Genomic DNA, 4728 nt, shown 5'->3' with positions numbered 1-4728 from the left:
AATGGCATCGTCAACGATCACCCGAATAGCCAGATCGACGAACTGCTACCCTGGGCCTATCTCGCTACCCCAGAACGCTGGCGCGTGGCCTGAGAACATTGCTTACGTTAAAGGCGCAGGCTGCCGCCAGGTATGGCGAGCGAGAGCAGAGGCGCCCAGTGCGCTGGCCGACCATTGAGGAGTCGAACCGAGCCCAGACCGAAGAAACCGAGCGGCTCCAAAGGCAAGCAAGAGCGAGCATGTCTAAGTAGCTCTGCTTGCAGCGGTTGCTCGTCCTGTCCGGTTTCGAACGGGCTGCCGACAGGACGCGCGCCGCTTCCCAGTACGTACCAGCCTTGACTAATCGGTTCTGAACACGACGCCGATGCGAACATCACTAGACCAAATGAGACGGCAATCTCTGATGATACGGTCTCTCTCCAGCATCAACTTAAACTTCTCACGGGTGTGCAGCTTTGTCGGTAATTCGATGCCAGCTCCGTCCTCCGAGAGGTTGAACACGCGACAACGTTGGCTGCCGCCGTCTCCAAAAATGTAGGCGACCAAGTCGACATCCGAACGCTCGATCTTGCGGCGGTTGGACATTGTTATTCCTGAGATAAAGAGGCCGGGTCGTCTCCTTCACTGACCGACGTTATCTCAAGCAACCTGAACTGCCTCGCGATCCGGGTTGCCAGCTGCGAGCGCTCATTGGCCAACTCTTTCCTATAGTCGGACACGTCATGTCCGTCGTGCTCAAGAACTGCGATTAGAACCGTTCGATCGTGAACATATTTCGACTTGTCTGCGATCTCTCGCGCCAAAGCAGCCAGTTCGTCATCATGGTCTGAGGTCATGACAATCCCATTTGTACAATCAGCAGGGCCGCGCAAAGGCGTTAGCTTACATGCTTAATACTTACAGATAGTTACGTGCGCGCAAACGGCGTCACTACGCCTATCCAGTCCGAGCAACTACCGCAGAGTAGCTACAGCGGCGGACGACAACCATGGGTGGGGGCCCCAAAAGTGTAGGGACTCTGGGGTACTCCAATCGCCAAGCAGTCTTCGAACCCCAATCGTGTGGCGGTTCTTCGTAGGCTTTTAGGACACGGCCGATGGCCTGCACGCCGATGACGTCCTTGCGGTACATCTGCATGATGGCTTGGTCGGCCATGGCATCACTCAGCGGTGAAGCCTGATAGGTCAGCAGCTACGCAAAGACATCAACCCAAAGTACCGCATGCCATCTGACATCAAGGCGTGGTCTTCCTGGATGATCTCGTGTCCGAAGAAACCCAGCGTGTATCTAACCAGCTCCACGATTTGATGATGTGGAACGGGCACGTGGCTGTCGGTGGGACAGGGCGTGATGACGGCGCGCAGTTAGTCGTAGGACACGGGACTGGCGCCCGCATGCAATATGGGGGAATAGCAGGCTCTTAATGGGGGACTTCCTGCTCAATCGTACCATGGCCTCGGGGGCACAACCTCTGTCATAAAAACTATAAAGTTTGCTTCTATAGGATGCTGAAAACCCGATTTTTCCAACGATGATGTCGGCTTCGCCGGTTCCTGTGTGTGCATTGAGGTATGGACGCCTTGAACTGGCTGACAGAAAACCGGCACAACCTTTGCTATTAGCTGAGGGAGCTGGGAGGCTTGTATGGAAACGAAACAGTATTTTAGATCTATGTCCGCCTTCTGTAAGCAGCGTGCCAAAATGGTCGGTGAGGACGAGCTGTTTTGGCTCACCGAGGCCGAGCTGCTGGAGAGACTGTCAATCAACGCTGAGCGCCAAATGAAGCTTGCCACTCAGCAACTGATCAATCCGTTGGCGGCCTAAAGGAAACGCCCCCGAAGGGGCTTACCAATCTTGTGCTAGGCCGACGGTCATGATGCGCTTAGTTTTTTTGGTATCGGTGGGATCTTCGGACCCGCCGGTAAGCGCTTGGTTCATGTAGTCGATCTTGAACCACACCTCGCGGTTAGCTGTTCGCCCGCGTGGCAAGCCGGACTTGGAATGCACATTCGACGACGAATTGACGAACCGGATTCTTTTCGCGCTTCGGTAGGGTATCTTGCCAAGCAACGATCGAAGCTGCGCCGGTGTCTTTGTTAAAAGCCGCCCCTTAGTTCGTGCGGCTTTCTTTCTTCTCGCATCTTCTTTTCTATGGGAGCCCGCACGGCGCGTTCGAAACGCTGCAACTCGTCGAGCGAGAGCTTTTCAAGCAGGGATTTTACGCACGACATACTTGCACTCACGAGAACCGGCTCGCCGCCATACACGCATAGACGACAGGGCCGTTCCGGGTGATGGCGCGTTGCGCCACAGACAAACACCCAACCTTGGGATTTGCGAGATTTTCGAAAATTGACAAATCAACTCCGCTTCGTGCAAGCCGTGATGCTTGGGGGGCAGAGCAGATGGGATGGATAGCGAACTGGCTTCGCCGGCCTGATGTCGGGCTACGGCCTCGGGACGGCGCGCAAGTAGACCTTCAACCACTGTCAGAGCGCGGCGGGCGATGGCTGAAGCACAGCTTGTTTCGCTTCCCGGGCGCGGTGTGGTCTCGGGAGCGCCGGTGTGTGGAGCTAGCAGAGGGCGACGTGATCGCGCTGCATCTCGTTGTCGAGCGGCTGCGGGAGGCCGGGGTGCGGGTGCGCTTTTATGGCCGGCTGCGATGCTGGGACGGCGCGTCGCCCGTCTGGACGTTGCTAGTGCGGGGGAAGCGCTAATCGGGAACTCCGCCCGCTAGGACAACCTGCGTAGTGTTGCGCGGTGAGCACGCAGCCGGATTAATTGCCGCACGCCATTGCCTGCAGTGCTCGATTCTGGCCTCTTCATAAATGGCAATGCTTTCGTGGGGGATAGCGTGTACGGCGAAGCCGGTTGCATAATTTGCTGCCAGCCTAGAGTTCTAAGGGCACTCTTTCCGGTCGCAAAAGGAGTTGAGCTAAAGCTCTACGAATGCGCTAGCTGCGCTAGCAGCATGTGGCTGATCACCAGAGTATCGAGAGTGTCTGCCGCCAAGCTTACCACGATCGACGCGGCACTGAAGGCCGCGAACGATCGGAGTTCAAAGACATCGTAGGCTCGGTTCTAGCGACGTCTTTCCTTTTTCCTCGGCGCAGGTCTCAACCGATGACGATCGTGTCGACCCTCAAGGAGGGCAGACAGCGATAGGTATACACGGCCGGCAAGCCTGACATCTTCGGAAGGCTCCCAAGGTAATCCACCGGCCGCTTGCGCTCCTTGAAAATTAGAATCGGTGGATCGTCTTCCACATGACTCTAAAAAAAAGTCATCCTAGGGTCTTAGGAAACCGGACGCACCTCTGGTCCATTACCGGTGACTATCAATCCGGCAAAAAAGCCGCTCGCTCAAAAGTCTCGGGCGGCGGCTTTCCAGCCCCGGGAGGGTGTGATGCAAAAACCCGGATAAAGCGCTGGAAGCGACTTGATGATGCGGCATGTCTGGGAAAGTTGCTGATGATCGAAGTCATAACGTCCTTTTACGCTGCTTGATCCCAGTCGGCACATACGGCCTTGGTGGCCACTTACAAGTTCCACCCCGTATTCGGTAAAGACAATTCCAGCCGCGGCAAGCTAGCTCATTAGCACCGCAAGCGTTGCTTCGTGAGGCTCGCGCTTGCCGGACTCCAGATCAACCAGCGTTCCACGGTGGATGTTACAGCCTTCAGCTAAATAAGCTTGCGACCAGTCTAAGAGACCGCGTGCCGCTCTGACTTGTGCTGCCAACAAAGATAAGTCGCGCAAACCGACCGCCTCAAAAGTGGAAACGGGATTGAAATCTGACAAAATGTCGGGGTGCATATTGCCTTTAATACTGGGAAATTCATGTCCGTAAGTCCATTGCCAACTCCAGCCAACGACAACATCGGCTTGACGCGCCGTTACGGCTAAAGGACGCGGTGACATACGCTTTCCCGCTGGGGGGTATGACCGAGAGCGGACTACGCCGAGAGGCTAAGGCCGGGCGGCTGGCTGTAGAGAAGATTGCCAAAGGACTTCACGACGCTTCGCGATATTGAGGAAATGAGAAAACTATGCCGCGTCAAAGCAGAGGGCCGCTTTTGGTGGCGAAAGGAGCGGCGCAACCACGGCAAGGTCATTGCCAAGGGAACGTGGATCATTGTCGACGGCCGCGAGCATATCGCCACGGGATCCGCACAAAGATCGCGCGGGCCAAAGCGGTGCCGGCGCTGCTCTTCCATACGCTTAGATCTACAGCTCGCCAGGGCAACATGGGCGGTCCGAGTGCGGCGTTCAATCCTGACTACGGGTACGGCATCCTGGATCCCGTCGCCGCCTATCAGACGCTTGCATTGTTGCCGTAGCTTCGATCGAAGTAGGGGCAAAAGTCGGGGCCCTGATGGCCTTGGCCCCTAGGGATGCGTAGGTCTGAAATGAGTTAACCCAAAATTACAGGTTCTCGCGAATGCTGAATCACCGTAGTCGCACCGCCGCGGGTCCCCGGATCCGTTTTCATTCCGATCTCACCTGCTCGGTTAGCAGTCTCCTCATTGGAGAAGTCCGCAATGTGCAAGGAATCTGATCGCGCTTCTGGCGCTCCTCTGCTTGTCTATATGCGATCACTATTGGTCAAATGGCCACTATACGGCAGCTGTGAACCGCCCCGGGTTTGCCGGAGGCCATTTGGTTTAAGTTATGCCGCCATCGCGGGTTGTTCCAGCATGGCGTAGTAGCGTTGCTCGGCTTCGGCTGG

Annotated in this window: 5 protein-coding genes; 1 reads left to right on the top strand and 4 read right to left on the bottom strand. The window is 56.2% G+C overall.

The genetic code is table 11. From position 1 onward, the window contains the following. Nucleotides 1-339: 339 nt before the first annotated feature. On the bottom strand, nt 340-585 hold the full coding sequence (locus IVB41_RS25685) for a PilZ domain-containing protein (protein ID WP_027568048.1): 246 nt from the start codon (nt 583-585) through the stop codon (nt 340-342). Between the two features lie 2 nt (nt 586-587). Beyond that, nucleotides 588-836: a hypothetical protein gene (locus IVB41_RS25680; protein WP_027568047.1), complete on the bottom strand. Its 249-nt coding sequence runs from the start codon at nt 834-836 to the stop codon at nt 588-590. A gap of 808 nt (nt 837-1644) precedes the next feature. Here IVB41_RS25680 and IVB41_RS25675 point away from each other — a divergent pair. Continuing rightward, nucleotides 1645-1824: a hypothetical protein gene (locus IVB41_RS25675; protein WP_027568046.1), complete on the top strand. Its 180-nt coding sequence runs from the start codon at nt 1645-1647 to the stop codon at nt 1822-1824. A gap of 21 nt (nt 1825-1845) precedes the next feature. Here IVB41_RS25675 and IVB41_RS35960 read toward each other — a convergent pair whose 3' ends face one another. Both IVB41_RS35960 and IVB41_RS25670 read right to left on the bottom strand, forming a co-directional pair. Beyond that, on the bottom strand, nt 1846-1959 hold the full coding sequence (locus IVB41_RS35960; RefSeq protein ID WP_371180068.1) for a DUF3768 domain-containing protein: 114 nt from the start codon (nt 1957-1959) through the stop codon (nt 1846-1848). Between the two features lie 1628 nt (nt 1960-3587). Further along, nucleotides 3588-3920, bottom strand: a complete 333-nt coding sequence (locus tag IVB41_RS25670; protein WP_081747868.1) for a helix-turn-helix domain-containing protein — start codon at nt 3918-3920, stop codon at nt 3588-3590. Nucleotides 3921-4728: the final 808 nt, after the last annotated feature.

This window comes from Bradyrhizobium sp. 44 (assembly GCF_023073095.1).
Lineage (GTDB): Bacteria > Pseudomonadota > Alphaproteobacteria > Rhizobiales > Xanthobacteraceae > Bradyrhizobium.
Note: the sequence above shows the minus strand (reverse complement) of the source record. Positions and strands in the feature narration are given on the sequence as shown.

Coding starts and splice junctions, on each gene's coding strand:
- IVB41_RS25685 (WP_027568048.1), bottom strand. CDS start 585: ATGTCCAACCGCCGCAAGATCGAGCGTTCGGATGTCGACTTGGTCGCC.
- IVB41_RS25680 (WP_027568047.1), bottom strand. CDS start 836: ATGACCTCAGACCATGATGACGAACTGGCTGCTTTGGCGCGAGAGATC.
- IVB41_RS25675 (WP_027568046.1), top strand. CDS start 1,645: ATGGAAACGAAACAGTATTTTAGATCTATGTCCGCCTTCTGTAAGCAG.
- IVB41_RS25670 (WP_081747868.1), bottom strand. CDS start 3,920: ATGTCACCGCGTCCTTTAGCCGTAACGGCGCGTCAAGCCGATGTTGTC.